Origin of the sequence: Streptomyces noursei ATCC 11455, from assembly GCF_001704275.1 — a bacterium.
Classification (GTDB): Bacteria; Actinomycetota; Actinomycetes; order Streptomycetales; family Streptomycetaceae; genus Streptomyces; species Streptomyces noursei.
Map to the genome: position 1 here is coordinate 7,640,502 of NZ_CP011533.1, position 25,728 is coordinate 7,666,229.

Here is a 25,728-nt window from a genome sequence, read left to right on the forward strand (position 1 = left end):
TTCCAACGACTCTGCATGGACGGCCGACCACCGGCCGGTCACCATCGAAGGGCACCGGCCCCGCCGCTGTGTCGGCGACCGGAGCACCCACGCGCCCACGCGACGACGGGAAGGCGGCCCGGATGGCCCACCCCACGGCTTCGGCTCCCTCGGATCCCGACCCGCACTCCGCCCCGCTCCCCGCCACCGCCGACGTCGTGATCATCGGCGGCGGGGTGATCGGCGCGAGCATCGCCTTCCACCTGGCCGAGGCCGGCGCCGGCCGGGTGCTGCTGCTGGAGCGCGACCTGCCCGCCTCCGGCTCGTCCGGCAAACCCCTCGGCGGGGTCCGCGCGCAGTTCTCCGACCCGCTCAACATCCGGCTCGGCGTGCGCAGCCTGGCCGCCTGGCGGGACTTCGCCCGCCGCCCCGGCGCCGACATCGGCCTGGACTCCGTCGGCTACCTCTTCCTCCTCGGCGACGAGGCCGAACGGGACACCTTCGCCCGGGGCGTCGAGATCCAGAACGCCCACGGCGTGCCCAGCCGCCTGATCACCCCCCGCGCCGCCCGCGACCTCTGCCCCTACGTCGACCCCGGCACCCTGGTCGCTGCCGCCTACTCGCCCACCGACGGCTACGCCACCCCCCAGGCCGCCGTCGCCGGCTACCTCCGCGCGGCCCGCCGGCTCGGCGCCACCGTCCGCACCCGCTGCCCGGTCACCGCCATCGACACCGCCGACGGCCACCTCCAGGCCGTCCGCACCCCGCACGGCACCGTCGGCACCCCCACCGTGATCTGCTGCGCCGGCGCCTGGTCCGCCGAGGTCGGCGCCCTGGCCGGGGTCACCCTGCCGGTCACCCCGCTGCGCCGCCAGATCGCCTTCACCGGGCCGCTGAGCCCCCGCCCGCCCCGCATCCCCTTCACCCTCGACTACGCCTCCACCCTCTACTTCCACAACGACGGCGCCGACGGACTGCTCGTCGGCCTCTCCGACCCGGCCCAACAGTCGGGATATGCACGGGAGTTCAGTCGCGAGTGGCTCACCCCGTTCCGTGCCGCCGCGGCTCGCCGGGCCCCGGCACTGGCCGACCTGCCGGTCACCGGCGGCTGGGCCGGCCTCTACGAGATGACCCCCGACCGCAACGCCCTCATCGGGGAGGCCCCGCATCCCGGCCGCTTCCTCTACGCCACCGGCTTCTCCGGCCACGGCTTCCTCCAGGCCCCCGCCGTCGGCGAGATCGTCCGCGATCTCTACCTGCGCCGCGAACCCTTCCTCGACGTCGGACCGCTCGCCGCCACCCGCTTCGACGGCCGGCCCGCCACCCGCCCCGAAGCCCACATCATCTAGGCGGTGTCCGACCACGACCCACCGGGCAGGCCCGCACCCCGCCGGACCCGGGAAAGGATTCCCCATGGCCCTGATCCCCACCTGGCGGCTGCGCGCCGCGTTCGCCCGCCGGCTGTCCGACATGTACGGCACCGAAGTCCCCGCCTACACCACCCTCCTGGAGGTCGCCGGGCAGATCAACGACGAGGTCGCCGACCGCGACCCGGAGGCCGGCCGGCTCGGCAGCATCGACCGGGTCACCGCCGAGCGGCACGGCGCCATCCGCGTCGGCACCCCCGCCGAACTCCGCCAGGCCGCCCAGGTCTTCGCCGCACTCGGCATGCGCCCGGTCGGCTTCTACGACCTCAGGGACGGCGACATCGGCGCGGTCCCCGTCGTCTCCACCGCCTTCCGCCCCATCGACCCCGACGAACTCGACCGCAACCCCTTCCGCGTCTTCACCTCCCTCCTCACCACCGGCGACCGCCGCTTCTTCGACCCGGACCTGGAAGCCCGCCTGGACTCCTTCCTCGCCCGCCGTCGCCTCTTCCCGCCCGAACTCCTGGACCTCGCCGCGCGCGCGGAACGCGACCACGGCCTGGACGACCCCGCGGCGGAACGCTTCCTCGCCCTCGCCGTCGGCGCGTTCACCCTCTCCACCGAGCCCGTCGACCGCGCCTGGTACGCAGAACTGGAACGGATCTCCGCGGTCGCCGCCGACATCGGCGGGGTCACCACCACCCACGTCAACCACCTCACCCCGCGCGTCCTGGACATCGACGCCCTCTACCGGCGGATGGGGGAGCGCGGCATCACCATGATCGACCGCATCCAGGGACCCCCGCGCTGGGCCGGCCCGGACGTGCTGCTGCGCCAGACCTCCTTCCGGGCCCTGGCCGAACCCCGGACCTTCCGCGACCCCGACGGCCGGCTCACCCGCGGCGCCCTGCGCGTGCGCTTCGGCGAGGTCGAGGCCCGCGGCATCGCCCTCACCCCCGGCGGCCGGGCCCGCTACGACGCCCTCATGGCCGAGACCGACCGCCGGACCGCCGACCGGCCCGACGCCGACCGGCAGGCCACCGCCCGCGCCCTGTGGGAGCGCGACTTCCCCCGCACCGAGACCGAACTCGCCGCCGAACGGCTGGCGTTCTTCACCTACCGCCCGGTGACCGACCGCCCCCGCGACGGCCGCCGCCCGCCCGCCGCCCTCGCCGACCTGCTCGCCGACGGCTGGCTGACCGCCCACCCCCTCGTCTACGAGGACTTCCTGCCCCGCTCCGCCGCCGGCATCTTCCACTCCAACCTCACCGGCGACGGCACCCGCGACCCGCGCCGCGACGGCACCCCCTTCGACGCCCACCGCCTCTCCGCGGCCCTGGACCGCCCGGTCCTCGACCCGTTCGCGCTCTACGCCGAACAGCAGGACCGCTCCCTGCGCCGGGCCCTGTCCGCCCTGCACGCCGACGCCGCCCTCCGCACCCTGGACACCCCGACCACCGCCACCCCCTAGCGCCCCTCGCAGTCAAGGGAGATATCGATGACCGTCAGCGCGCACCCCGCCACCCTCGGCCTCCCCGGCACCGACGCCCTGCGGGCCCGCGCCAGCACCGCGCTGCGCCACTGCGGCGCCGCCGGACTCGACGGGTACCCGGAGCAGGACCCCGGAACCGGCGCCACGATCGCCGCCCGCACCCCGCTCACCGGCGCCGTCCTCGCCCGTCTGCCCGCCACCACCCCCGAACAGGCCGAGGCCGCCCTCGCCGACGCCCACCGCACCTTCCTCGCCTGGCGCACCGTCCCCGCCCCGGTCCGCGGGGCCCTGGTCAAGCGGCTCGGCGAACTCCTCACCACCCACCAGGAGGACCTGGCCGACCTCGTCACCCTCGAAGCCGGCAAGATCCGCTCCGAGGCGCTCGGCGAGGTCCGGGAGATGATCGACATCTGCGACTTCGCGGTCGGCCTCTCCCGCCAGCTCTACGGCCGCACCATCGCCGGCGAACGCCCCGGCCACCGCCTCTCCGAGAGCTGGCACCCGCTCGGCGTCGCCGGCGTGATCTCCGCCTTCAACTTCCCCGTCGCCGTGTGGTCCTGGAACACCGCCGTCGCCCTGGTCTGCGGCGACCCGGTGGTCTGGAAGCCGTCCGAGCTGACCCCGCTCACCGCGCTCGCCTGCACCGCCCTGCTCGCCCGCGCCGCCTCCGACACCGGCGCCCCGCCCGGCGTCCACCACCTGCTGCTCGGCGGACCGGAACACGGCGAACTGCTCGCCGACGACCCCCGCGTGGCCCTGGTCAGCGCCACCGGCTCGGTGCGGATGGGACGGCAGGTGGCACCCCGGGTCGCCGCCCGCTTCGGTCGCTGTCTGCTGGAGCTCGGCGGCAACAACGCCGCCGTCGTCACCCCCTCCGCCGACCTCGACCTCACCGTCCGCGGCGTGGTCTTCGCCGCCGCCGGCACCGCGGGCCAGCGCTGCACCACCCTGCGCCGGCTGATCGTCCACGAGGACCTCGCCGACCGCCTCGTCGAGCGCATCGCGCACGCCTACGCGCAGCTGCCGATCGGCGACCCCTACCACCCGGACACCCTCGTCGGACCGCTGATCGGCACCGCCGCGCACACCGCGATGACCGAGGCGCTGGCGCAGGCGCGGCGCGCCGGCGGCACCGTGCTCGTCGGCGGCGACCGCCACTTCGCCGACGAGGCGCCGGACGCCGCCTACGTCCGCCCCGCCCTCGTCCGGATGCCCGCCCAGACCGGGATCGTCGCCACCGAGACCTTCGCGCCGATCCTCTACGTCCTGACCTACCGCACCCTCGACGAGGCCATCGCCCTGCAGAACGGCGTACCGCAGGGCCTGTCCTCCAGCATCTTCACCCGCGACCAGCGGGAGGCCGAGCGGTTCCTGGCCGCCGACGGCTCCGACTGCGGCATCGCCAACGTCAACATCGGCACCTCGGGGGCGGAGATCGGCGGCGCCTTCGGCGGCGAGAAGGAGACCGGCGGCGGCCGGGAGTCCGGTTCCGACGCCTGGCGCGCCTACATGCGCCGGGCCACCAACACCGTCAACTACTCCGCGGACCTCCCGCTCGCCCAAGGCGTCAACTTCGTCTGAGCGTACCGCCGTCGACGTCAGTGGAGGGCCCGCCCCAGGTCCTCCACCAGCGTCGGCGACGGCCGGGGGATGGCGCCGAAGTCCTCGTCGTCCCCCTCCACCACCAGCCGGTTGATCACGTTCTCCAGCGCGGTCGGCAGGGTCGGCGCCAACCCGCTGTGCCACTGGACGAGGAGGTTGTGCCGGGCCTCGTCCGGCAGCAGCTGCTTCTCGTCGAACGCCGCCACCGCCCGGGGCCCCTCGTCGGGCGTGTGCGCGGCCTGCTCGCGCCAGTAGGTCGCGTCACGGAACTCGCCGTCCCCGCGGTGCGCCAGATACAGGCAGTACGCGGCGGTCCGGCTGCCGGCCCCGGCGCCGAACAGCCACCAGAAGCGCGCCGCCGCGGACCGCCCGGTGATGTGCAGCAGGCAGCCGAAGACCAGCGCCCCCTCCGGATCGATGTGGTGGTCGTTCACCAGCCGCTCCAGGCTCGCCGCGGCCGCCGCCGCGTTCACCACCAGCGCGCAGGCCAACTGGAGTTCGTGGACGGCCTCGTCCCGCGCGGTGGGATACCCGCTGGGGGCGGCCCGCCCCGGCCCCACCGGCGGCGGCACCACCGCGGGCGGCGGCTCCGCGCCCCGCCCCGCCGCCGCGGGCGCGGGCGCCAGACAGCCCAGCCCGTCGAGCGCCCCCGCGTCGTCCAGCGCGCTGAAGTCGGCCAGCCCGTCGATCCCGGCCACCGCCGCCGCGGCGCTGAGCAGCGACTCGACGGTCTCCCGCCGCCCGCCCGGATACCGGTGCGCTCTCGTCATCTTCCGTTCCCCCATGTTCGACTCCCGCTGAACCGTCCGGCCGTTCCCGGGCCGGCTATCCCTGATCGATGCCGAGCGCGGCGGCCAGCTTCCGCTTGCCCCGGCTCGCGTACGAGCGCACGGTGACCTCGTCCACCCCCAGCAGCGCGGCGATCTGCGCGTCGCCGTAGCCGATGACGTGCCGGAGCACGATCACGTCGCACTGCCGCTCCGGCAGCCGCGAGATCGCCGCATAGAGCCCCAACTGGCTCTCCAGCATCGCGAATTGCTGCTGGCACTCGCGCAGCAGGGCGTGGGTGACGACGGCGAAGGCGGCGGTCTCGGTGAGCGCGGTCGGCTGCCGACGGTCGTAGAGCCACTCCATGACCCGTTCCTTGAGCACCGCCCAGGCGTACGCCTCCACCGACGCCTGCCGCAGCGCGTGCGGCCACACCCGGCCGAGTTGTTCGTACGCGGCCCGGGTCACCTCGTGGGCCGCGTCCTCGCTGCCGGTGTGCAGATAGGCGTAGGCCAGCCACTTCCGGGCGTGGGTCGCCAGGAACGCCTGGAAGGTGAGCGCCAGCCGCCGGCCCGCTTCCTGCGGGGCGACTATCTCCGGCAGGACGGCACGGTCCGGCCGTCTGGCCGGCAGAAGTCGGTTCCGGTGTGTGCTCACGCGCCGTCCTCGTTCCGTTTGCCGTGCACCGGCGCGGCGCCACCGAGGACGGCGGCCGCGTCGGGAGGACGGTTTGCCCTCACCTTCCAATCAACAGGAAACCAAGCCGATTTGTGGCACCCGGCGACAAATATTCCTGCGCTCCGTATTCATATGACTACTCGTGACCGAGAACGACCAGATCCCGCGCGCCGCCGCCCACCCGCGACCACCGGGCCCGGCGCGGACGGCAGGTGCCCGCGCCCGGGTGGTGCTCCGGCGCATGAACGCCCACCCACCGGGCAGTGCTCTCCCCGTCGGACGCCGCTCGCGCGGGCGGTGCCCGGCCGGCGACCATCCGAAGGCGGGGAGGCAGCGCGCGATGACCGAGCACGAGCCCGTGGTGGACCTGCAGTTGGACCGGGCGCACTCGGCCCGCATCTACGACTACATGCTGGGCGGCAAGACCAACTTCCTGGCCGACCGGATGGCCGCCGGCAGCGTCCTGGGCGTCTTCCCCGCGGCCCTGGTGGCCGCCCGGATCAACCGCGAGTTCATGCACCGGGCCACCCGGCACCTCGCCGGCGCCGGCCTGCGCCAGTTCCTGGACATCGGCACCGGCATCCCCACCCCGCCCAACCTCCACGAGATCGCCCAGCGCACCGCCCCCGACGCCCGCGTCGTCTACACCGACAACGACCCCATCGTCCTCGCCCATGCCGCGGCCCTGCTCCGCGGCACCCCCCAGGGACGCACCGCCTACGTGCCCGCCGACGTCACCGAGCCCGCCGGCATCCTGAGCGCCCCGCAGTTCCTCGACACGCTCGACCTGACCCGGCCGGTCGCCCTGAGCCTCAACGCCCTGATGCACTTCGTCACCGACGACGGCCGGGACCGCGCGCACACCGTGGTGGAAACCCTCAAGGCCGCCCTCCCCAGCGGCAGCACGCTGGCGATGACCCACGCCACCGCGGACTACAGCCCCGACACCATGAACCGGATCCTCGGGATCTACCGCGAGGCGGGCACCGAGCTCCAGTTCCGCACCCGCGCCGAGTTCCTCCGCTTCTTCGACGGCTGGGAACTCCTCGACCCCGGCGTCACCCTCTCCCACCAGTGGCGCCCCGACCGCCCCGAGGACGCCACCCACGTCACCGACGCCGAGGCCGCCTGCTACGCCGCGGTCGCCCGCAAACCCTGAGCGCACGCCCGCGGGGCCGGGCGCTCACCGCTTGCGGTAGCCGTACGCCTCCTCGGCCGCCGCCACGACCGCCGCCAGGTCCGCCCCGGCCGACGCGCTGACCACGGCGGCCACCGTCCCCTCGACGAACGGTGCGTCCACCAGCCGGGCGTCCGCCGGGAGTTCGTCGCCCTCCGCGATCAGCGCCTTCACCGTCAGCACCGCGCTGCCGAGGTCGACCAGCAGCGCGACCCCCGCGCCGCGGTCCACCTTCCGCGCCGCCGACGCGATCAGCTCGGCGCTCGTCCCCAGCCCCCCGTCCGGCGTGCCGCCGGCCGCGGCCACCGGCACCTTCGGGCCGTCCCCGGTCAGCCCGACCGCCAGCTCCGCGACCGCCTCCGCGACCGCCTTGCTGTGCGACACCAGCACCACACCCACCACGCGGTCCTCGCCGCTCATCGCGCCACCTCCGCGAGGGCCGCGAACAGCAGCGCCGAGGACGTCGCCCCCGGGTCCTGATGCCCGATGCTGCGCTCCCCGAGATAGCTGGCCCGCCCCTTCTGCGCGCGCATCGGCACCGTCGCCAACGCCCCCTCCTCGGCCGCCCCGGCCGCCGCGTCGAGCGAGGTCCCCAGCGCCTCCACGCCCGGCAGCAGGGCGTCGACCATGGTCTTGTCGCCGGGCGCGGCACCCCCGAGCTCCCGCACCGACTCGACCCCGGCCCGCAGCCCCGCCTGCAACTCCGGCACCGTCACCTCCGACGCCTCGCCCAGGCTCTTCCCGGCCCGCCGCAGCAGCGTCCCGTACAGCGGCCCCGAAGCACCCCCCACTGTGGAGATCAGCTGCCGCCCCACGGTGACCAGCACCGCCCCGGGCGTGGCGGGCGGCTCGCTCTCCAGCGTCTTCACCACCGCGGCGAACCCCCGCTGCATATTGGCTCCGTGATCGGCGTCGCCGATGGCCGAGTCCAGCTCCGTGAGCCGCCCGGCCTCCCGCTCGACCAGACCGGCCGCCGCCACCATCCACCGCACGAAGAACCCGGCGTCAAACCCGGTGTCCACCACACCATCACCCCTCTGCACACCCGACTCCCAAGTGACTGCCGCCTTTTGCGACACCCACGTACCGCCAACGGCGACCCACCGCCGCCCACGACACCCCACTCCGCCCCCGGCGCACCCCTCCTGCCGCTCGCGCTAGCGCCCCCACCGCAGCCCGGCCGTCGCCACCGGCGCGTCCCACAACCGCAGCAACTCCTCGTCGACCTGACACAACGTCACCGAGCAGCCGGCCATGTCCAGCGACGTCACATAGTTCCCCACCAACGTACGGGCGACCGTGACCCCGCGCTCGTCGAGCACCCGGTGCACCTCCGCGCCGAAGCCGTACAGCTCCAGCAGCGGCGTCGCCCCCATCCCGTTCACCAGCACCAGCACCGGCAGCCGCGGTCGCAGATCCTCCAGGATCGCGTCCACCGCGAAGTCCGCGATCTCGTGCGAGGTCATCATCGCCCGCCGTTCCCGCCCCGGCTCGCCGTGGATCCCCACCCCCAACTCCAGCTCGCCCGGCGGAAGGTCGAACGTCGGGCCGCCCTTGGCCGGCGTCGAGCAGGCGCTCAGCGCCACCCCCAGACTCCGCGACGACGCCACGACCTTCCGGGCCACCGCCTCCACCCGCTCCAGCGGCATTCCCTCCTCCGCCGCCGCCCCCGCGATCTTCTCCACGAACAGCGTCGCCCCGGTCCCGCGCCGCCCGGCGGTGAAGGTCGAGTCGCGCACCGCGACGTCGTCGTCGACCAGCACGCTGGCGACCTGCACCCCCTCGTCCTCCGCCAGCTCCGCAGCCATCCGGAAATTCAGCACGTCGCCGGTGTAGTTCTTCACCACGAACAACACCCCGCGCCCGGCGTCCACCGCCGTCGCGGCCCGCACCATCTGATCCGGCACCGGCGAGGTGAACACCTCCCCCGGACACGCCGCGTCCAACATCCCCGGCCCCACGAACCCCCCGTGCAACGGCTCGTGCCCGCTCCCCCCGCCGGAGAGCAGCGCCACCTTCCCGGCCACCGGCGCGTCCCGCCGCACGATCACCCGGTTCGCCACGTCCACCACCAGCTCCGGATGCGCCGCGGCCATCCCGCGCAGGGCGTCCGCCACCACGGTCTCGGCGACGTTGATCAACATCCTCATGGGTACCTTCCAGGGATCCTCGACAAGCACGGCCATGACCTGGCTTTTTACAGGTCAGATGTGGTTTCGCAGGCTCTCGGTCTCGGCGTCCCAGGGCGCCGAACGGCGGCTTTCGGCGGGACTGATGCCGACCTCATGCTGCATTTCCTGATGGGCGATCAGCCAATCGGGTGACCTTTCCGTCGGACTGCTCCGGCGGATCAAGTATCGGGCCGCGAGCAGCCGGCTGCACCGTCGTCCACAAGGTTTCTCCACCGCAACGGGCGCCCGCCGACCGACGCCCGCCCCTCCCGACGACCGCGCGCTCCGTGGCCCCAAGCGATCCGCCGACACCCCGCCGGTCGTGCGCCGCTCGACGAGAACCGGCGCCCGGCCACCCGAACGGCGCAGGCGATGCCCCGCGGCTGATCCCGGTCCTGGACCGCATCCGCGTCCCCCGCCCGGCCGGCGAGCACGAGCGTGCCGGTGGCCAGGTCGATGCCCTGTCCGGCCAGTCCGTCACGAGCCGCGCACCGGCCGGCCGCGCGGAGCATCTCCGCTGCCGGGCGGGGAGCCGGAACACCTGAACGGACAGCATGCAGGGCGGTTGCCGCCGGGGCCCGGCCAACGGCAGCGAGCAGGATGGTGTCCTCGGGAACCAGCAACGCGTCGCGGACACGCACCTCCAGGGCGGGTACGTGGTGCGAGGGGCGCACGCCCCAGAACGAGCCGGCTCGATCCGTCACGGCTCCCACCGCGATGAGCCCTTGGACGAGTTCTTCGAAGTGCGCCGAGGACTCGAAGCACGGTGGCGGTCCGGCTACGGGCAGGCGGCCGCACACCATGGCGCGCCAGCTGGCCTATCCCGTGTCCTGGCCGGCCCAGTAGGGCGAGTTCGCCGCCAGTGCACTCAGCGTCGGAAGCCAGGGGCGCATGCGCTCCCACGAGTTGGACGCCGTCCCGTGCCTCGGTCTCACCGCGTGGTGTAGCCCCCGTCGATGACCAGCGGAGAGCCCACGGCGAAGCTTGCGGCGTCCGACAGCAACCAGACGATCGCGTTGGCGATCTCCTCGGGCCGGGCGATGCGGCCGATGGGATGGGCGGCCGCGGTCTGATCCATCAGATCGGGATTGAGCGCCGAGAACCGCTGCACCATCGGGGTGTCGATGCCTCCCGGCAGCACCGCGTTGACCCGCACCCCTTGATCGATGAACTCCAGCGCGGCGGACCGGGTCAGTCCGAGGACCGCGTGTTTGGAAGCCACGTAGAAGGCCACTCCGGCCGCGGCGGTGGTACTGAAGCCCGACGCGGTGTTGACCACGGCCCCACCGCCCGCGGCGACGATGTGCGGCAGGGTGTGCTTCATCCCCAGCCACACGCCCTTGACGTTGGTGTCCATCACCTCGTGGAAAACGGCCTCGGACTGTCGTGTGAGGGGGGCCGCCTGTTGGGTGACCCCGGCGTTGTTGACGCCGTAGTGCAGTGCTCCGAACTCCTTGAGCGTCTGCCGGACCATCGCCTGCACCTGGTCCTCGCGGCGGACATCGGTGGCGACGAAGATGCCCCCACCACCGGTTTCCTCCACCATCGCCAGCGTCTTGTGGCCTTCCTCGACGTTGATGTCCGCGAGCGCGACCTGGACGCCTCGTTCGGCCAGCGCCAGGGCGGTGGCCCGGCCCACCCCGGTCGCAGCGCCAGTGATCACCGCGACCTTGTTCGCGAACTCGCTCATGTCCGTGTCTCCTTCAGCCTTGGGCTCTTCCGCTTCGGAGATCAGCCTGCTGCCACTCGGCCCGCCGGTGCTTGAACCCGACCGCGCCCCTGTGGTGAACGAAACCGACGGACACTCTCGCCCGGATACCGCGGAAAGCCGTCCGTCGCGAGGGTCAGGACCTTCGGAGTTCGCTGGGCGTCACGTTCAAGGCACGTCGCAGGGTGCGTGTCAGGTGTGCGTGGTCGGCAAAGCCGGTGGCGGCCGCGATGTCTGCCACAGTGCGGGCGGTGCCCAGCAGCAGACACCGCGCCTCCTCCACCCGCAGACGCGTCAGATACCGGTGCGGGGTGTCTCCGGTCGCCCGTCGGAAGCAGCGAGTGAAATGGTCCGGGCTGTACCCGGCCGACGCGGCGAGTTCGACCACCGATACCCCCTCCGCCAGTCGCGAGCGCATCAACTCCGTCGCGGCGGACACTTGTCGGGCGCTGAGCGCGCCGGACGGTTCCCGCACGGCAGGCCGGACGGAGAAGTCCTGATGCAGCAGGGACGCCACCGCCAGCGCCAGCGTGTCGAGCAGCGTGGTGCCGTGACGTCCGCCTTGACGCGCTTCAGCCGACACCGCGGTCATCAGGGCAGCGAGCTGCGGGCTGCTTTCCCCGACCGCACCGCGCAGCACCAGGTCGTCCCGTCCGGTCAGCAGCGCGAGCCGCTGGTCGTCCAGGGTCAGGTTCAGGTAGTGCGAGTGCGCCCGGATCCGATGCGTGATGGGGTGACCTGCCGGATTCACCCAGACCGACCCGGGTGGCATGGTGACGATCCGGGGCCGGCCACCCACCACCCGCTCGAACACCAACGGCTCGGCGTCCAGATTCAACGCCACCATATGCTGCTCGACGACCAGGTCCGTCACCTCCCAGCCGGGCATCCGGCCGCCCTCCACCGCGATCCCACGCCACCCCAGCGCGCCACTGGACACGTCCAGGACGGCCCGTTCATGTGCAGCGACCGGCACCCCGTCCCCCACGCGCCGGAACTCGATCGCGCTACCGGACGACGGTGAAATGCGAGCAGCCCCATCGAACGACGTCACGCCGCCCATCTTGCCACCCGACGTGGCCAACAGGCGTAATCCGTCGAGGCGTTGCGGCGCCGGCCAGGCGGTCGAGCCCGACGGGTTCGATCCCCAACAACGTCGGCCCGCTGCCCCGGCGTTCGGTGGCCGGTCGCCGCACCAACCGGACGACCGGAACGTCGGGCGGCGGGGCTCGGTGCCGCACTGCACCGGTATGCCGCGGCGGCGCGTCGCCAAAGCGGCACGACGACTTGGCGGTGGCGGCACCGCTGCACGCCCCCAGTGCAGCGCGTGGGCTGGGCTGCTTCGCCGACAGCAGAACCGGGATCTTGGGACGTGGAGGGGGAGTTTTTTGGGGCAGGGTGCCACGGTCCTGCCGGCAGGACCGGGTTCCCGCGGTATTGACCGGACGAGATCAGGAGTCAGCGCATGTCCGCAGCATTCGCCGTCCCGGCGACCCATCGAGAGGTTCACCTCCTCACCCGTCCCACGGGTGTGCCGTCCGAGGAGCACTTCGCCGTCGTGGAGGCCCCGGTGCCCGTGCCGGGGCCGGGCCAGGTGCTCGTCCGCACGACCACACTGGCCGTCCTCACCATCATGAGCGAACTGATCCGTGGCCGCGGCGAGTTGCCGATGCGGCCGTTCGACGTCGGCGCCTGCGTGCCGGGGCCCGGTATCGGAGAGGTCGTGGACGCGGGCGACAGCGGTCTGCGGGTGGGGGATCTGGTTGCCAGTCAGACCGGTGGCTGGCGGGAGTACGCGGCGCTGGACGCCCAGGCCGTCCAGCGCCTGGACCCAGGTGCGATGCCCTACCCGGCCGCGCACCTCTCGCAAGGCGCCGCGGCCTACCTGGGTGTCGTGCGTGCCGGTGAAGTCCGCCAGGGCGACACGGTGTTCGTGACCAGCGCGGCCGGTGGTGTGGGCTCCCTGGCCGGGCAGATCGCCAGGCTGCGCGGCGCGGCCCGGGTCATCGGCTCCACCAGCTCACCGCGCAAGGCCGACATCCTGACGAAGGAACTGGGCTACGACGCCGTGGTGCTGCGCAACGCCGGCTCCCTCGACGAACAACTGCGGGCCGCCGCGCCGGACGGGCTCGACGTGGTCGTCGACAACGTGGGTGGCGAGCAGCTGAAGTCGGCGATGGCGTTGGCCCGACGCGGGGCGCGCATCGCGTTGATCGGCGCGCTGGCCGGGCAGTTGGGCGACTCGGCCGTCACGGAGATCGACCCCCATGCCCTCATCTCGGGCGGCGTCACGTTGCGGGGCGCGGCGCTCTTCGATCACCTCGACATCATCCCTGAGTGGACCGACTTCTTCGCCCGCGCACTGCGGGACGGCACGCTCACCTTCCCCCGCACCGTGCTGAACGGGCTCGACCAGGCACCGCGCGCACTGCGGGAGCTGGTGGAGGGCCGGCACACAGGTGCGGTGCACGTGGAGCTCTGACCCGCTTCCAGGCGACGTTCCGACGCTGGGCCACTCCGCCTGGGCCGTGCCGCTCTCGCGGGCCCCCTGCTATGGTGCGCCGATGTCATCGATCAGGCAGGTCCAAGTCACTTTCGACTGCGCTGAACCTGAGCGCGTCGCTCGTTTCTGGTGCGAGGTGTTGGGGTACGTCGTACCGCCGCCACCGGAGGGGTTCGCCACGTGGGACGCCTACGATCGTTCGCTGCCGCCTGAGCGTCAGGGTTCAGCGTTCGCCTGCAAGGATCCCTCAGGTGTGGGCCCGCGACTGTTCTTTCAGCGCGTTCCCGAGGGAAAGGTCGTCAAGAACCGGGTGCATCTCGACGTGCGGGTCGGCACCGGACTGGTGGGCGAAGAGCGCCTGGCCGCGCTTGAGGCCGAGTGCACACGACTGGTCGCGCTCGGTGCGGTCCGCGTGCAACTGCTGCCTGCCGATGGCGTCGATGAGTCCTGCATCGTGATGCAGGACATCGAGGGCAACGAGTTCTGTCTCGACTGAGGCCGGACGCGGTGAAGCGCTGCGGCGCAGGCTAATGGTTCGACCGGGGCGCGTCCTCGTGAGCTGAGGCGGGCAACGATGCCGGGGGAACCTGGTAGGAAGTGGTCCGGTAGCGGCTGCGGAATTCGGCCAGCAGTTCATCGGTCGCTTCGGCCCCGGCGCTCACCGCGGCGTGGACGTCGCGGAAGTAGTCCTCGTAGCCGGCGGGAGTGTAGAGACACAGGGCGCGTGCGAGGGTCGGGCCCGCATTGCGGAAGCCGTGCGGGGTGCCGCGGGTCGCGGCGAGCAGATGCCCGGGACCGGCCGTCACCTCGCCGTCCCCGGTGTGCAGCGTCAACTCGCCCTCCAGGACGTAGAAGTACTCGTCGTGCCCCTCGTGCACATGCGGTCTGGCGCCGATCGCTCCAGGGGCGAGGCTGAACTCCTCGAAGGCGAAGTGCCCGCCCGTGTGTTCGCCGGTCAACCGGAAGAAGTGCGCGACACCGGCGACGTCTATGAGCTCACCGTCCCCGGGGCGACGCAGCAGCGCACGGGCGGGAATTCGGGACTGGTCATCGGTCATGGGGGCATTGTGGCGCACTGCCCAACACCGCATACGTGAATGCTGGTTGATCGCCGACACCGCAACGAAGGGCACCGTCTCGCCGAGCCGCCTACTCCACCGCGTACAGCAGCCTGTACTCGGCGCCGTCCGCCCTGAAGCGCAGAGTGCGCTCGCCCGGCGTGTCCGTGATCCACTGCTCCCCGAGCTTGCCGTCCCCGCCCGAGGTGCCGGCCTCCCCGAGCGAGACGGCGATCGTCCCCGTGAAGTCGCAGTCGTACTTGACGGTGTACATCCGATCTCCCAGCACCGTTCCGTTCCACACGGTGCCGCGGTCCTGGACGACGAGCCTCGGTTCATCGAAGCCGCTCCAGCCCTCGGTCGTGACGCACTTGAGCTTCTCCAGATACAGCTTGGCCATACCGTCCCCTGCGCAGGTTCCTTCTCGACGCTCCACATCCTGCCGAGCCGCAATAAACGATCACTAAACATCTCGCCAGTGCGGAGGTTGCGGCCCGTGCCATACCGGGGGGGTCCGCACAGATACACATCGTGCTCCGGCAGGTCCGGGACGAGGTCGCGCAGGGCGCGCGGCGCCAGCGGGGCGTAGGGGCCGTCTCCAGCGCTCCTGCGAGGACGGTCGGTGCACACTGACCACCGCGGGCCGGGCGACGCACCCGGGCGCGGCGCCGCCGGCGGGGGACCGGTCCTAGGGCGCATCGGACGGATCTCCGCGGCGCCTGGCACGCGCCCTAGCCGCCCAGGAACGCCGCGACCAGGCCGCCGGCCTCCGCGCGGCGCTCGTGGAAGTAGGCGTGCCGGGCACCGCGGAAGAGGTGTGTCCTGGCGTCCGGGATGCGGGCGGCGAGCAGCGGGACGTTGTCCGGCGGGGTGAGCTGGTCCTGGTCGCCGTGGAGGATCAGGGTGGGCGCGCCGATGTCGGGGAGCGCGTCCCAGGCATCGTGCGCGTTGCTGGCCACCAGGTGTCCGCGGCGGGCGTGCGGGGGCATGTGGGGGTCGCCGAGGGTCGGGTAGGGGCCGGGGTGGTCGGCGCGCCAGGCGGGGGAGTACATCAGGTCCACCAGGGTCCGGCGCGCGGTCTCCGGGTCGGGGTGGGCCAGGGCGCGCCGCACGGAAGCGTCGCGTTCCACGGCGTACGGGCCGCCCGGGGAGGTGCAGCCCAGGACGAGCCGCCGGACCCGCTCGGGGTACCGTGCGGCGACCCACTGGGCGACCCGGCCGCCCATGGAGGTCCCGTAGACGTCGGCCCGCTCGACACCCGAGGCGTCGAGCACCGCGATGACGTCGTCCGCGAACTGCCGTGTGGAGTAGCCGTCCTGCGGTGCTTCGCTGTCACCGGTGCCGCGGTAGTCGAGGGTGATCGTGGTGTGCGTGCCGTGGAAGTCCGCCCGCACCGGGTCCCACCAGTGGTGGTTGTTGGCCTGCCCGGACAGCAGGACGAGGGGGTGTCCCGTGCCCCGGCGCTGGTAGGCGAGCCGGGTGCCGTCGGCGGCGCGGGCGAGGTCGGGAACGTGCGGGGCGTTGTCGGTCATGGGCCTTTCTCCGGGTCCGGCGAGGGCGGCCGGGCGCCGGCGGGCCGGCCGGCCGGGCGGGCCGGGCCACGCGCGCGGTCGTCGAACACCGTCCGCCCCGGCCGTCCGTCCCCCGCATGGCGGCATCCCCCGTTGCCCGCTCCTCGCTGCTCGCGTGAGCATGCACGAGGGTATCCGGTCGAACGGGGCGCGTTCCGGCCGCAGTCGAGGCCCCGGTGGAGACAAGGAGTGTCACGGATGAGCACCCTCGATGTCCTCTCGGAGGACGAGCAGAGCGTCGTCGGCACGGTGCACGACTTCGTCGACAAGGACGTCAAACCCGTCGTCCGGGAACTGGAGCACGGCGACATCTACCCCGAGGCGCTGATCGAGCGGATGAAGCGGCTCGGCGTCTTCGGTCTCGCCGTCCCCGAGGAGTACGGCGGAACGCCCGTCTCCACCCCGTGCTACGTCCTGGTCACCGAGGAGTTGGCGCGCGGCTGGATGAGCCTGGCCGGGGCGATGGGCGGCCACACCGTCGTCGCCAAGCTGCTGGTGCGCTACGGCACCGAGGAGCAGAAGCGCCGCTATCTGCCGAAGATGGCCACCGGCGAGATCCGGGCCACCATGGCGCTGACCGAACCGGGCGGGGGCTCCGACCTCCAGGCCCTGCGCACGGTCGCCCGCAAGGACGCGCGCGGCGGGGGCTACCTGATCAACGGGACGAAGACCTGGATCACCAACTCCCGCCGCTCGCAACTGATCGCGCTGCTGTGCAAGACCGACCCGACCGCCGCCCCCGCGCACCGGGGCATCTCCCTCCTCCTTGTCGAGCACGGCCCCGGGCTCACCGTCTCCCGGGACCTGCCCAAGCTCGGCTACAAGGGCGTGGAGAGCTGCGAGCTGTCGTTCGAGGACTGCCGGGCGCCGGACGACGCCCTGCTGGGCGGCGTCGAGGGCAAGGGTTTCGGCCAGATGATGAAGGGCCTGGAGACCGGCCGGCTCCAGGTCGCCGCCCGGGCCCTCGGCGTCGGACGCGCGGCCCTGGAGGACGCCCTCGCCTACGCCCGGCAGCGCGAGGCGTTCGGCAAGCCGATCTGGCAGCACCAGTCCATCGGCAACTACCTCGCGGACATGGCCACGTCGCTCACCGCGGCCCGTCAGCTCACCCTGTACGCGGCGCGCGAGGCGGACGCCGGCCGAAGGGTGGACATGGAGGCCGGCATGGCCAAGCTCTTCGCGTCCGAGACCGCCCTGCAGATCGCCCTCAACGCGGTGCGGATCCACGGCGGTTACGGCTATTCCGCCGAGTTCGACGTGGAGCGGTACTTCCGTGACGCGCCGCTGATGATCGTGGGTGAGGGCACCAACGAGATCCAGCGCAATGTGATCGCCGGCCAGCTGGTCAAGCGCGGCGGCCTCGACGCGTGAGCGGAGAGAGGACGTGAGTGGGGGAGGGCGGCAGAGGGGGGAGGGCGTCGGCGCGCCCGCGGGGGCGGGGGGCTGCCCGATTCAGACGCCTGCCGTCAGCCCCTTGCGGAAGACCGTGGAACTGCGCCTGACCGTCATGCCCACCCGCAGGTACAGGGTGAGCGCGCCGGTGTCCGAGTGGGTCCACAGGGTGCAGGTCCGCCGGCCCTGTCGGTGGAAGGCGCGGAAGGCGTGGCGCAGCAGGAGGCGGGCCACGCCCCGGTTGCGGTGGTCGCGGTGGACCGCGACCTGCTCCAGAAGGCCCTCGCCCGTGTCGTGCAGGTCCAACGACATGACGGCGCCGACGAGTTGGCCGTCGACGAAGGCGAGCGGCGACATGGCGGGCGCGAAGGTGGGCCGGTCGACGGTGTGCCGGGCCCATTCCTCGTACGGCATGCGGCGCGGTTGCCATGCGGCGAAGGCGTCCTCGACGAGCCGGTGCGCGGCGTGCTCGTCGCCGGCGCGGAACGGCCGGATCGTGACGCCCGGGGGCGGCTCGGGCAGCTCGGGCGCCTCCGGCTCGTCGGGCATCGTGAACTCCAGCAGCCAGGCGGTCACCAGCGGCGCGTACCCGCGCGACCGCAGCAGTGCGACGGCGTGCGCGTCGTCGTCCGGCACGGTCTGGACGATCCCCTCGCTCCCGGCCCGGCGGGCCCGGGCCTCGGCCCAGTCCAGCAGCGCGGCCCCCAGGCCGCGACCCCGGTGCACGGGGTGGACGTCCACCTCGGAACGCCGGTTCACCCAGGCCCGGGCGGCCAACCGGCCCACCCCGTCATGGACCAGCAGGGTGTCCGACTCCGGCACCAGGCCCGGCCTGTTGAAGTCCGCGGCGATGCCGCCGGGGTCGGTCTGCGCCCGGCCGTGCAGTGCGCGCTCGCACTCCGCGACCAGGCGGTGGATGGCCGGCACGTCGTCGGCGGTCGCCGGCCGCCCCTGGTAGCCGGCCGGCAGCGCCGGCGTGGGTTCAGGCATCCGCGGAGACTACTGCCGATGCGAACGGGCCCGCCATGGCATCACTCCGCTTCGGGGCCGGCGCCGGTGCCGGAGCCGCTGATGGAGTCGGAACTGCTGATGGAGTCGGAGCTGCTGGTGACGTCGGAGTCGGCGGCGGTGCGGCCGGCCAGTCGTTCGTAACGCTGCCGGGCGGCCTGCGGGGTGCCCAGGCCGAGGCCGAAGGAGATCTCCTGCCAGGTCATGCCGCGGCCGCGCGCCATCTGGAGGAGTCCGGTTTCCAGTTCGTCCATGTCGCCGCGCGCCATGGGCACCAGGCTCAGCGCGGCGGTGATGTCGGCGCGGTCCACCTCCGCTTCGCCGTCGTGGAGTTCGGCGGCGCCGCTGAGCAGGAACGAGACGATCCGGACGGCTTCGTGGGGGCCGATGAGCGAGGGGTGGACCTGGCGGCGGCGCTGCTCGTCGGTGGCCGCATGGCGTTCGGCGATGCGGAAGAGGGCGGCGTGGGCGCGGTGCGCGCGGGCCTGGCCGGGATCGGGGGGAGTGAACGGGTCGGCCGGACGGGCGGATGCGGGCTGCTGCTCCGATGTCGATGACATGCCGTCAGAGTGCCCTCTCGCGCACCTCGTTGTCAATGAGATGTTGTGAACGGACTGTTCAAGTGAGTCGTTCGGTGAGGACGTTGGAGGCCGCCCCGGTCATCCGCACCGTAGAAACGCGCCGGGGCGCTGCTGCCGACGCCCCTGCCGCTGCCGCGCTCACCGCGGGCGGTCCCGGCCCTGGCGTCCGTCCGGCGGGTCGGGGGCGGGCAGACCCTGGGCCGCCGTGTGGAAGAGGGCCGCTGCCCCGCATCCCGCCGACCGGGCGGCTGCCCGGCATCCCGGTGCTGGCCGCCGGGCCGGCCCGGGACCGCGTCCGGATGCCCGTTCGGTTCCCCGGCCCTACCCTCGGGGTATGCCGGGTCTTCGCGGATCCCTCGCGGTGCTGGCGGCGGGTGCGCTGTCCGGCGCCCTGGCCGGGATTCCGGCCGCGGTGGCGTCCCCCGGCCCGGACCCGGCCGCCGCCGGCCCGGACCTCACCCGCTTCTACGCGCAGCGGCCGGCCTGGCAGCCCTGTCCGGCGGGCTTCCCCGGCACCGGACCGTCCCCGTCCTCGCACGGCTCGCCGCCACCGACCGGCGCCGCGCCGCCGTCCGCCGGCGCGCGCCGCTTCCAGTGCGCCCGGCTGGAGGTCCCGCGCGACTACGCCCACCCCGAGCGCGGCACGCTGCGCGTGCAACTGGTCCGGCTGCCGGCGACCGGGCCCGGCAAGCGGCTCGGTTCGCTGGTCATCAACCCCGGCGGCCCCGGCGACTCGGGCGTGAACTACCTCGTCGGCAACAGCGACGGCTTCGCTCACCTCGGCCAGCGCTACGACCTGGTGAGCTTCGACCCGCGCGGCACCGGCCACACCGAACCGATCTCCTGCGGCACCGGCTACACCCCGGCCGGCGGCACCGGCGCGGACAGCCTCGGCGCCAACGAGAAGCGCATCAACGAAGCCTGCGGCCGGTACTCCGGCGAGCTGCTGCCCTGGGTCGGCACCCCCGACGTCGCCCGGGACATGGACGTCCTGCGGTCCGCCGTCGGCGACCGCAAGCTCAACTACCTGGGCTTCTCCTACGGCACCCGGCTCGGCTCGGTCTACGCTCACACCTTCCCCCGCACCGCCGGCCGGTTGGTGCTGGACAGCGTCGAGGATCCGACCAAGAACACCTGGCAGACCGCGGTCGCCCAGGCCCGCGGCTTCCAGCGGGTGCTCGACGACTTCGCCACCGACTGCGTGCACACCGGCCACTGCCCGATGGGCTCCGAAGACGCGACCGTACGACGGCAACTCACCGATTGGTACCAGAAGTTGACGGACCATCCGCTGAAGGTGCGGGGCACGCAGGTCGACGGCACGGCCTATGTCTACGCGCTGCGGCAGTCCCTCTACAGCCGGGACAGCTGGCCCGCCCTGCGGGACGCCCTGGCGCAGCTGCGCGACGGGGACGGGTCCGGGATCCTCCAGCTGAGCGGCAACGGGGGCGGCAGCACCGGCACCGCCGCCCGTCGCCCCGGGCTCGCCGCGACCGCGGCGATGCCCTCCCAGGACCAACTGGCCCTCCGGGCGATCAGCTGCCGGGACACCTCCGAGCGCTACGGCCCCGCCGACTTCCCGCGCGCCCAGCGCGAACTCACCCAGGCGTCCCCGCTCTTCGGCCCGGACATCGCCCCGACACTGCTGGACTGCTACGGCTGGCCCGTCCCGGGCGACGACTCCTCCCGCGACGTGGCCGCCCACGACGCACCGCCGGCCCTGCTCGTCGCCACCACCGACGACCCGGCCACACCGTACGAGGGCGCCGCGCACATGGCCCGGGCGCTGGGCAACGGCAGCGTGGTGCTGACGTACCACGGCGAGGGACACGCCGCGTACCCCTCCGGCAACCCGTGCGTGCGGCAGAAGGTGGACGCGTTCCTGATGGACGGGGTGCTGCCGGTGGGCGGCACGGGCTGTCGCTGACCGGCCACGGTCGCCCGGTCGCCGCCCGCGGCGCCCGGCCCGTACGCCCGGCCCGGCGTGGGCCTCATCCCGCCTTCCGGCCGCGGCCGGTGGCCCGCTTGGCCGCCGCGGTCTTCCGGGCGGTTCCCGCGGTCTTCCGGGCCGTGCCCGCGGCCTTCTGCGCGCCGCTGCCCCTGGCCGCCGCGGTCGTCTTCTTCCCGGCCGGGGAACCGGCCTTCGCCGTCCCCGTCCCTGTCCCCGTCCCCGTGCCCGCCGCCGTGGCCTTGGCGGGCTTGCGCTGCGCGGTCCTGCCAGCCGCCGCGGTCTTGCCCGCGGCGGCGGTCTTCCGGGAAGCGGTCTTGCGGGCCGCCGTCCTCGTCGCCGTACGGCCGGTCGGGCGCCCGTCGCCGCTGCCGTCCGCCTCCGCCGCCTCGTCGAGCTCGCCGCGGGCCCGCTTCGCGGCCCGCACGCTGTCCTGGAGCGCCGCCATCAGGTCCATCACCCGGCCCGCCGGCGGCTCCTCGCCGGCCTCGAACTCGGGCTCGCGGTGCGCGAGCTTGGCCGCGACGATCTCCTCCAGGGCCTCCCGGTAGTGGTCGTGCACGTCCTCCTCGGACAGCCCGCCGAAGGAGTCCATCAGCGTCTCCGCCGCCCGTACCTCGGCGGCGGCGACCTTGACCTCCCGGTCCGGGAGGACACCGGTCATCGGACGGATCTGGTGCGGCCACAGCAGCACCTGCATGACCAGCACGTCCTCCACCGGCCGGATCATGGCCAGGGTCTCCCGGCCGTGCAGCGCGATCTTGCCCAGGCCCACCCGCCGGTGCCGCTCCATCGCGTCCCGCAGCAGGGCGTAGGGCTTGGCCGCCGCGGGGCCGTCGGCGCCCAGGTAGTAGCCCTTGCCGATCTGGAGCGGATCGATGTCGCCGCCGGCGACGAAGGCCAGGATGGTCAGGGTCCTGGCGGTCGGCAGCGGCAGCGCGTCCAGGTCGTCGTCGGTCAGCGGGACGATGGTGTCGTCGTCGGTCCGGTAGCCGCGGCCGATCTCGTCGGGGGAGACCTCGGTGCCTTCGAGGGAGCAGACCGGCTGGTTGCGGACCCGTCCGCCGTCCGCCGTGTGGATCCGCACGAAGCTGACCGAGGCGGCGGCGTCGGTGGCGTTGTAGGCGGCCACCGGGATCGTGACCAGGCCGAAGCTGAGGGAGAACTTCGCGGTGGGGCGCATGGGAGCCGCCTTCGTGGTGCGGTTCGGTGCCGTACCAGCCTAGGTCGGGTCCGCGACGTCCCGCCTGCCGGCCGACGCCGACCACCCGGACGCCCGACCACCCGTACGCCGGACCGTCGGGCGCCGACCACCCGGACGCCCGAGCATTCCGGCCGGGCCGACCGGGTACCCCGCACGCAGTGGTCGGCCGTGCCGCTGCGCGGTCGCTCGTTCCGCGCCGCCCCGAGCGCCCGGACGCCGCGCCGACCCGCCCCCCGCCCGAACCCCGGAGGCACCCGATGAGCCCGCGCCCCGCCCACCAGGACCTCGTCCGGGCCCTGCTGGACCGCCACGGACGGACCTACGCCGCCGAGGCCGGGATCCGTCTGCGCGACACCCCGCAACCGCTCTACCAGCTCCTGGTCCTCGCCGACCTGCTCGGTGCGCGGATCCGCGCCTCGGTTGCGGTGGCGGCGGCCCGCGCCCTGTTCCACGCCGGGCTGGGCACGCCCCGGCGGATGGCCGACGCGCCCTGGCGGCAGCGGGTCGAGGCGCTCGGCGCGGGCGGCTACCGCCGCTACGACGAGAGCACCGCCACCCGCCTCGGCGACGGGGCGCGGCTCCTGCTGGACCGCTACGGCGGCGATCTGCGGCGGATGCGGGAGGCGGCCGACGGCGACCTCGGGGCGCTGCGCGGCGCGCTCCAGGAACTGCCGGGCGTCGGGCCGGCCGGATCCGGCATCTTCGTCCGCGAAGTGCAGGGCGTATGGCCGGAGTTCGCCCCGTACCTCGACGCCAAGGCCCTCCAGGGCGCCCGGCGGTTGGGGCTGCCGGAGGACCCGGACCGGCTGCGCCGGCTGGTGCCCGCGGCCGGGACCGCCGCGCTGGCCTCGGCGCTGGTGCGCGCGGCGCTGGACCCGTCGGTGGCCGAGGAGGTGCGGGAACGGGCCGGGCAGTTCGCCTGACGGACCGTCAAGAAGCGGGCGGGGCAGGCGAGAACGGTCGGCGGGGGGCGGCCGGAAGCGGACGGTGGCGGCCGGTCTCGGCGAAGGAGCGGCGGTCACCCCGTCCAGGTCCACTCCGCGACGTCCGGCAGGTCCGTGCCGTGCTCCCGGATCCAGGCGTGGTGCCGGGTCCGGACGTCCGCCATCGCCTGCCGCAGCGCCACCGCGTGGGCGCCCAGCCCCGGCACCCGGTCCACCACGTCCATCACCAGCCGGAACCGGTCGAGGTCGTTGAGGACGACCATGTCGAACGGCGTGGTGGTGGTGCCCTGCTCCTTGTAGCCGCGGACGTGCAGGTGCCGGTGGCCGGTCCGGCGGTAGCAGAGCCGGTGGATCAGCCAGGGGTAGCCGTGATAGGCGAAGATGATCGGTTTGTCGGGGGTGAACAGGGCGTCGAACTCGGAGTCCGGCATCCCGTGCGGATGGACGTCGGCCGGCAGCAACCGGGTCATGTCGACGACGTTGACCACCCGCACGGCCAGCTCCGGCAGATGGCGGCGCAGCAGGTCGGCGGCGGCCAGCGTCTCCTGCGTCGGGACGTCCCCGGCGCAGGCCAGCACCACGTCCGGGGGCGAGGCGTCCGTGCTGCGCGCGGGGGCGAGACCGCGCGCGAGCCCGCCGTTCTCGGTGCCCGCCCACTCCCAGACGCCGGCGCCGCGGGCGCAGTGCACCCGGGCCTGGTCGAGGGTGAGCCAGTCGAAGCAGGGCTGCTTGCCGGCCACGATCACATTGACGTGGTCGCGGCTGCGCAGCGCGTGGTCGGCCACCACCAGCAGGGTGTTGGCGTCCGGCGGCAGATAGACCCGGACGACCTCGGGGCTCTTGTTGAGGACGTGGTCGACGAAGCCGGGGTCCTGGTGGGAGAAGCCGTTGTGGTCCTGCCGCCAGACGTGCGAGGTGAGGAGGTAGTTCAGGGAGGCGACGGGCCGCCGCCAGGGCAGCCGGCGCGCCGTCCGCAGCCACTTGACGTGCTGGTTGACCATCGAGTCGACGATGTGCGCGAACGCCTCGTAGCTGGAGAACAACCCGTGCCGCCCGGTGAGCAGATAGCCCTCCAGCCAGCCCTGGCAGAGGTGTTCGGAGAGCACCTCCATCACCCGGCCGTCGCGCGCGAGGTGCTCGTCGGTGGGGAGCGTGGCCGCCTGCCACGCCTTGCCGGTGGCGCCGTAGACGGCGTCCAGCCGGTTCGAGGCGGTCTCGTCCGGGCCGACGAGCCGGAAGTCGCGGCGCCCGGCGGTCGCCGCCATGACGTCGGCCAACAGGGTGCCGAGCACCCGGGTCGGCTCGTGCAGCGCGGTGCCGGGCTTGGCCACCTCGACCGCGTGCCGTTCCAGCGGCGGCAGCGGCAGCTCGCGCAGCAGCAGGCCGCCGTTGGCGTGCGGGGAGGCGCCCAGCCGGCGCCGGCCCTCGGGCAGGCACGCCAGCACCGCCGGCCGGGGCCGCCCCGCCTCGTCGAACAGTTCCTCCGGCCGGTACGAGCGCAGCCACTGCTCCAGTTGGTGCCGGTGGTCGGCGTGGTCGCGCACCCCGGCCAGCGGGACCTGATGGGCGCGCCAGGTGCCCTCCACGGGCTGCCCGTCCACCTCCCGCGGACCGGTCCAGCCCTTGGGCGTGCGCAGCACGATCGCCGGCCACCGGGGGCGCCCGGCGTCGCCGTCCGCGCGGGCCCGCCGCTGGATCGCCGCGATCCGGTCCAGCGCCCGGTCCAGGGCGGCGGCCATCGCCTGGTGCACCGCGGCCGGGTCGTCGCCGGTGACGTGCAGCGGGTCGTGGCCGTAGCCGCGCAGCAGGGCGTCCAACTCGTCCTCGGGGATGCGGGCCAGCACCGTCGGATTGGCGATCTTGTAGCCGTTGAGGTGCAGGATCGGCAGCACCGCGCCGTCGTGCACCGGGTCCAGGAACTTGGTGGCGTGCCAGGACGCGGCGAGCGGTCCGGTCTCGGCCTCGCCGTCGCCGATCACGCAGGCGACCAGCAGTTCCGGGTTGTCGAAGGCCGCGCCGTAGGCATGGGTGAGGGAGTAGCCCAGTTCGCCGCCCTCGTGGATGGAGCCCGGGGTCTCGGGCGCGACATGGCTCGGCACCCCGCCGGGGAACGAGAACTGCCGGAACAGCCGCGCCATCCCCGCCGCGTCCCGGGTGACGTCCGGGTACGTCTCGGTGTACGTCCCGTCCAGCCAGGAGTTGGCCAGGACCGCCGGCCCGCCGTGCCCCGGCCCCCAGACGCACAGTGCGTCCAGTTCCCGGGCCTTGATCACCCGGTTGAGGTGGGTGTGCACCAGGTTCAGACCGGGGGAGGTGCCCCAGTGGCCCAGCAGCCGGGGTTTGATGTGCTCCGGGCGCAGTTGCTCGGACAGCAGCGGGTTGGCCATCAGGTAGATCTGCCCGGCGGAGAGGTAGTTGGCGGCCCGCCAGTGCGCGTCGAGGGCGTTCAGCTCCCTCGGGTCGAGCGGGGCGGCGGGGTCGGCCGCGCCGGCCGCCGAGGGCGGCGGCGCGGTGGTCGTCGGGTTTCCGGGGTGTCCCACGCTCGGCTCCTCGGTTCGCGCGGTGCGTGCGGCGGCT

22 protein-coding genes and 2 pseudogenes are annotated in these 25,728 nt (G+C 73.6%); 9 read left to right on the forward strand and 15 right to left on the reverse strand.

All coding sequences use genetic code 11. The annotated features are described in order from the left end of the window. The first annotated feature begins 122 nt into the window (after positions 1–122). The 3 genes from SNOUR_RS32590 (at position 123) to amaB (ending at position 4,419) form a co-directional block, all read left to right on the forward strand. The gene (locus SNOUR_RS32590; protein ID WP_067354212.1) at positions 123–1,328 is read left to right on the forward strand and encodes an NAD(P)/FAD-dependent oxidoreductase; all 1,206 of its coding nucleotides are present in this window, start codon (positions 123–125) and stop codon (positions 1,326–1,328) included. Between the two features lie 70 nt (positions 1,329–1,398). Beyond that, on the forward strand, positions 1,399–2,817 hold the full coding sequence (gene hglS / locus SNOUR_RS32595; RefSeq protein ID WP_067358973.1) for a 2-oxoadipate dioxygenase/decarboxylase: 1,419 nt from the start codon (positions 1,399–1,401) through the stop codon (positions 2,815–2,817). A 27-nt stretch (positions 2,818–2,844) separates the two neighbouring features. Further along, positions 2,845–4,419: an L-piperidine-6-carboxylate dehydrogenase gene (gene amaB, locus SNOUR_RS32600; protein WP_067354214.1), complete on the forward strand. Its 1,575-nt coding sequence runs from the start codon at positions 2,845–2,847 to the stop codon at positions 4,417–4,419. A 17-nt stretch (positions 4,420–4,436) separates the two neighbouring features. Here amaB and SNOUR_RS32605 read toward each other — a convergent pair whose 3' ends face one another. Together SNOUR_RS32605 and SNOUR_RS32610 are read right to left on the reverse strand one after the other, a co-directional pair. Continuing rightward, complete coding sequence (locus SNOUR_RS32605) at positions 4,437–5,210, reverse strand: hypothetical protein (RefSeq protein ID WP_312634185.1); 774 nt, start codon at positions 5,208–5,210, stop codon at positions 4,437–4,439. Positions 5,211–5,265: 55 nt separating this feature from the next. After that, entirely contained in the window at positions 5,266–5,865 is a 600-nt protein-coding gene (locus tag SNOUR_RS32610) for an RNA polymerase sigma factor (RefSeq protein WP_067354220.1), read from the reverse strand. 361 nt (positions 5,866–6,226) lie between these two features. On the opposite strand from SNOUR_RS32610, the gene SNOUR_RS32615 reads away from it, so the two are divergent. Further along, positions 6,227–7,045: an SAM-dependent methyltransferase gene (locus SNOUR_RS32615; protein ID WP_067354223.1), complete on the forward strand. Its 819-nt coding sequence runs from the start codon at positions 6,227–6,229 to the stop codon at positions 7,043–7,045. 24 nt (positions 7,046–7,069) lie between these two features. Here SNOUR_RS32615 and dhaM read toward each other — a convergent pair whose 3' ends face one another. The 6 genes and pseudogenes from dhaM to SNOUR_RS44830 all read right to left on the reverse strand — a co-directional run bounded on the left by dhaM (position 7,070) and on the right by SNOUR_RS44830 (position 12,005). Beyond that, on the reverse strand, positions 7,070–7,483 hold the full coding sequence (gene dhaM, locus SNOUR_RS32620) for a dihydroxyacetone kinase phosphoryl donor subunit DhaM (RefSeq protein ID WP_067354225.1): 414 nt from the start codon (positions 7,481–7,483) through the stop codon (positions 7,070–7,072). Beyond that, entirely contained in the window at positions 7,480–8,046 is a 567-nt protein-coding gene (dhaL, locus tag SNOUR_RS32625; protein ID WP_067358974.1) for a dihydroxyacetone kinase subunit DhaL, read from the reverse strand. Before dhaL ends, dhaM begins: the two co-directional genes overlap by 4 nt. Positions 8,047–8,220: 174 nt before the next feature. Further along, a complete protein-coding gene (gene dhaK / locus SNOUR_RS32630; RefSeq protein WP_067354227.1) occupies positions 8,221–9,213 on the reverse strand; it encodes a dihydroxyacetone kinase subunit DhaK in 993 nt (330 codons plus the stop codon). Between the two features lie 200 nt (positions 9,214–9,413). Continuing rightward, positions 9,414–10,169 (reverse strand): annotated as a pseudogene (locus SNOUR_RS43500) (carboxylate-amine ligase). Then, the gene (locus tag SNOUR_RS32635) at positions 10,166–10,924 is read right to left on the reverse strand and encodes a glucose 1-dehydrogenase (protein ID WP_067354230.1); all 759 of its coding nucleotides are present in this window, start codon (positions 10,922–10,924) and stop codon (positions 10,166–10,168) included. The pseudogene SNOUR_RS43500 and the gene SNOUR_RS32635 overlap by 4 nt, the downstream one beginning before the upstream one ends. Before the next feature lie 154 nt (positions 10,925–11,078). Then, positions 11,079–12,005 (reverse strand): helix-turn-helix domain-containing protein, encoded by a 927-nt coding sequence (locus SNOUR_RS44830; protein ID WP_159425949.1) that lies wholly within the window; start codon positions 12,003–12,005, stop codon positions 11,079–11,081. Positions 12,006–12,407: 402 nt separating this feature from the next. Between SNOUR_RS44830 and SNOUR_RS32645 the strand changes: the two genes are divergently transcribed. Next, positions 12,408–13,424: an MDR family NADP-dependent oxidoreductase gene (locus SNOUR_RS32645; RefSeq protein ID WP_067354235.1), complete on the forward strand. Its 1,017-nt coding sequence runs from the start codon at positions 12,408–12,410 to the stop codon at positions 13,422–13,424. A gap of 82 nt (positions 13,425–13,506) precedes the next feature. After that, the gene (locus tag SNOUR_RS32650) at positions 13,507–13,941 is read left to right on the forward strand and encodes a VOC family protein (RefSeq protein WP_067354237.1); all 435 of its coding nucleotides are present in this window, start codon (positions 13,507–13,509) and stop codon (positions 13,939–13,941) included. Between the two features lie 31 nt (positions 13,942–13,972). On the opposite strand, the gene SNOUR_RS32655 is transcribed toward SNOUR_RS32650, so the two are convergent. From SNOUR_RS32655 to SNOUR_RS32665, 3 genes are all read right to left on the reverse strand, one after another. Next, a complete protein-coding gene (locus tag SNOUR_RS32655; RefSeq protein WP_067354240.1) occupies positions 13,973–14,503 on the reverse strand; it encodes a cupin domain-containing protein in 531 nt (176 codons plus the stop codon). 91 nt (positions 14,504–14,594) lie between these two features. Beyond that, positions 14,595–14,903, reverse strand: coding sequence for a hypothetical protein (locus SNOUR_RS32660; protein ID WP_067354242.1), 309 nt, complete (start codon positions 14,901–14,903; stop codon positions 14,595–14,597). Positions 14,904–15,234: 331 nt separating this feature from the next. Further along, positions 15,235–16,035 (reverse strand): alpha/beta fold hydrolase, encoded by an 801-nt coding sequence (locus SNOUR_RS32665; protein ID WP_067354244.1) that lies wholly within the window; start codon positions 16,033–16,035, stop codon positions 15,235–15,237. A gap of 237 nt (positions 16,036–16,272) precedes the next feature. On the opposite strand from SNOUR_RS32665, the gene SNOUR_RS32670 reads away from it, so the two are divergent. Next, entirely contained in the window at positions 16,273–17,445 is a 1,173-nt protein-coding gene (locus SNOUR_RS32670; protein ID WP_067354247.1) for an acyl-CoA dehydrogenase family protein, read from the forward strand. Between the two features lie 81 nt (positions 17,446–17,526). On the opposite strand, the gene SNOUR_RS32675 is transcribed toward SNOUR_RS32670, so the two are convergent. Next, complete coding sequence (locus SNOUR_RS32675; RefSeq protein WP_067354250.1) at positions 17,527–18,456, reverse strand: GNAT family N-acetyltransferase; 930 nt, start codon at positions 18,454–18,456, stop codon at positions 17,527–17,529. Between the two features lie 122 nt (positions 18,457–18,578). Further along, positions 18,579–19,034, reverse strand: a pseudogene (locus SNOUR_RS32680) (DNA-binding protein); the annotation flags it as partial. 355 nt (positions 19,035–19,389) lie between these two features. On the opposite strand from SNOUR_RS32680, the gene SNOUR_RS32685 reads away from it, so the two are divergent. Further along, a complete protein-coding gene (locus SNOUR_RS32685) occupies positions 19,390–20,982 on the forward strand; it encodes an alpha/beta hydrolase (protein WP_067354252.1) in 1,593 nt (530 codons plus the stop codon). Between the two features lie 64 nt (positions 20,983–21,046). Here the strand turns inward: SNOUR_RS32685 and ku are convergent, their stop codons facing one another. Next, the gene (ku, locus tag SNOUR_RS32690; protein ID WP_067354254.1) at positions 21,047–22,186 is read right to left on the reverse strand and encodes a non-homologous end joining protein Ku; all 1,140 of its coding nucleotides are present in this window, start codon (positions 22,184–22,186) and stop codon (positions 21,047–21,049) included. 278 nt (positions 22,187–22,464) lie between these two features. Between ku and SNOUR_RS32695 the strand changes: the two genes are divergently transcribed. Then, entirely contained in the window at positions 22,465–23,130 is a 666-nt protein-coding gene (locus SNOUR_RS32695) for an HhH-GDP family DNA glycosylase (RefSeq protein WP_067354257.1), read from the forward strand. 95 nt (positions 23,131–23,225) lie between these two features. Here SNOUR_RS32695 and SNOUR_RS32700 read toward each other — a convergent pair whose 3' ends face one another. Next, positions 23,226–25,691, reverse strand: a complete 2,466-nt coding sequence (locus SNOUR_RS32700) for a phosphoketolase family protein (protein WP_079143003.1) — start codon at positions 25,689–25,691, stop codon at positions 23,226–23,228. Positions 25,692–25,728 lie beyond the last annotated feature (37 nt).

Bases quoted from the DNA above. Each gene is read 5' to 3' on its own strand.
- SNOUR_RS32635 (WP_067354230.1), bottom strand. From the start codon at position 10,924: ATGAGCGAGTTCGCGAACAAGGTCGCGGTGATCACTGGCGCTGCGACC.
- SNOUR_RS32645 (WP_067354235.1), top strand. From the start codon at position 12,408: ATGTCCGCAGCATTCGCCGTCCCGGCGACCCATCGAGAGGTTCACCTC.
- SNOUR_RS44830 (WP_159425949.1), bottom strand. From the start codon at position 12,005: ATGGGCGGCGTGACGTCGTTCGATGGGGCTGCTCGCATTTCACCGTCG.
- SNOUR_RS32660 (WP_067354242.1), bottom strand. From the start codon at position 14,903: ATGGCCAAGCTGTATCTGGAGAAGCTCAAGTGCGTCACGACCGAGGGC.
- SNOUR_RS32670 (WP_067354247.1), top strand. From the start codon at position 16,273: ATGAGCACCCTCGATGTCCTCTCGGAGGACGAGCAGAGCGTCGTCGGC.
- SNOUR_RS32685 (WP_067354252.1), top strand. From the start codon at position 19,390: ATGCCGGGTCTTCGCGGATCCCTCGCGGTGCTGGCGGCGGGTGCGCTG.
- SNOUR_RS32665 (WP_067354244.1), bottom strand. From the start codon at position 16,035: ATGACCGACAACGCCCCGCACGTTCCCGACCTCGCCCGCGCCGCCGAC.
- SNOUR_RS32655 (WP_067354240.1), bottom strand. From the start codon at position 14,503: ATGACCGATGACCAGTCCCGAATTCCCGCCCGTGCGCTGCTGCGTCGC.
- dhaK (WP_067354227.1), bottom strand. From the start codon at position 9,213: ATGAGGATGTTGATCAACGTCGCCGAGACCGTGGTGGCGGACGCCCTG.
- amaB (WP_067354214.1), top strand. From the start codon at position 2,845: ATGACCGTCAGCGCGCACCCCGCCACCCTCGGCCTCCCCGGCACCGAC.
- SNOUR_RS32590 (WP_067354212.1), top strand. From the start codon at position 123: ATGGCCCACCCCACGGCTTCGGCTCCCTCGGATCCCGACCCGCACTCC.
- dhaL (WP_067358974.1), bottom strand. From the start codon at position 8,046: ATGGTGGCGGCGGCCGGTCTGGTCGAGCGGGAGGCCGGGCGGCTCACG.
- dhaM (WP_067354225.1), bottom strand. From the start codon at position 7,483: ATGAGCGGCGAGGACCGCGTGGTGGGTGTGGTGCTGGTGTCGCACAGC.
- SNOUR_RS32605 (WP_312634185.1), bottom strand. From the start codon at position 5,210: ATGACGAGAGCGCACCGGTATCCGGGCGGGCGGCGGGAGACCGTCGAG.
- ku (WP_067354254.1), bottom strand. From the start codon at position 22,186: ATGCGCCCCACCGCGAAGTTCTCCCTCAGCTTCGGCCTGGTCACGATC.
- SNOUR_RS32615 (WP_067354223.1), top strand. From the start codon at position 6,227: ATGACCGAGCACGAGCCCGTGGTGGACCTGCAGTTGGACCGGGCGCAC.
- SNOUR_RS32675 (WP_067354250.1), bottom strand. From the start codon at position 18,456: ATGCCTGAACCCACGCCGGCGCTGCCGGCCGGCTACCAGGGGCGGCCG.
- SNOUR_RS32695 (WP_067354257.1), top strand. From the start codon at position 22,465: ATGAGCCCGCGCCCCGCCCACCAGGACCTCGTCCGGGCCCTGCTGGAC.
- SNOUR_RS32650 (WP_067354237.1), top strand. From the start codon at position 13,507: ATGTCATCGATCAGGCAGGTCCAAGTCACTTTCGACTGCGCTGAACCT.